The sequence below is a fragment of the Micromonospora sp. H61 genome (genome assembly GCF_018070325.1).
Classification (GTDB): domain Bacteria; phylum Actinomycetota; class Actinomycetes; order Mycobacteriales; family Micromonosporaceae; genus Micromonospora; species Micromonospora salmantinae.
In genome coordinates this window covers 1-547 of record NZ_JAGPXY010000249.1, presented here as the reverse complement: position 1 = coordinate 547, position 547 = coordinate 1, and the positions used below count along the sequence as shown (strand labels likewise).

The 547-nt window shown below is 73.5% G+C and carries 1 protein-coding gene; it reads left to right on the top strand.

Annotated features, from left to right (window positions below):
• Window positions 1-223: 223 nt before the first annotated feature.
• Window positions 224-547: ATP-binding cassette domain-containing protein (locus KBX08_RS33430; RefSeq protein ID WP_210787736.1), on the top strand; the 324-nt coding region annotated here is incomplete at its 3' end.

Sequence of the window (547 nt, the reverse complement as noted above, 5' to 3'; positions counted from 1 at the left end):
CCGGGCCGGCACGCCGGGACCGACCGGTTGACCGAGATCCCCGGGCTGGTGCCCGTCCTGCCAGCCAACCCGACGCCTGCACCTTCGCGGATCGGTGCCCGGCCGCTGATCAGCGGTGCCGGGCGGCCGCCCCGCCGTTGGAGGACGTCGGCGGCACCGACCACGTCGCGGCCTGTTGGCACCCCTGCCCAACGGCACCGACGGCAGCTCAGGAGGCGAACCGATGACGCCGCAGCCGAACGCCCTGGAGATCGCGGACCTGGTGATGCACTTCGGTCCGGTGCGTGCCGTGGACGGGGTGTCCCTGACCATCCCGCGCGGCCGGGTCACGGCCCTGGTGGGGGAGAGCGGTTCCGGGAAGTCGACAGTGGGCCGATGCGTGGTGCGGCTCGTCGAACCGACAGCGGGAACGGTCCGGATCGCGGGCACTGACGTCACCCACCTGTCCCGACGGCGACTGCGCCCCCATCGCGGCGCGGTGTCGATCGTCTTCCAGGACCCGGCCGCGTCACTGGACCCGCGGATGCTGGTGGGCGAGATCGTGGCC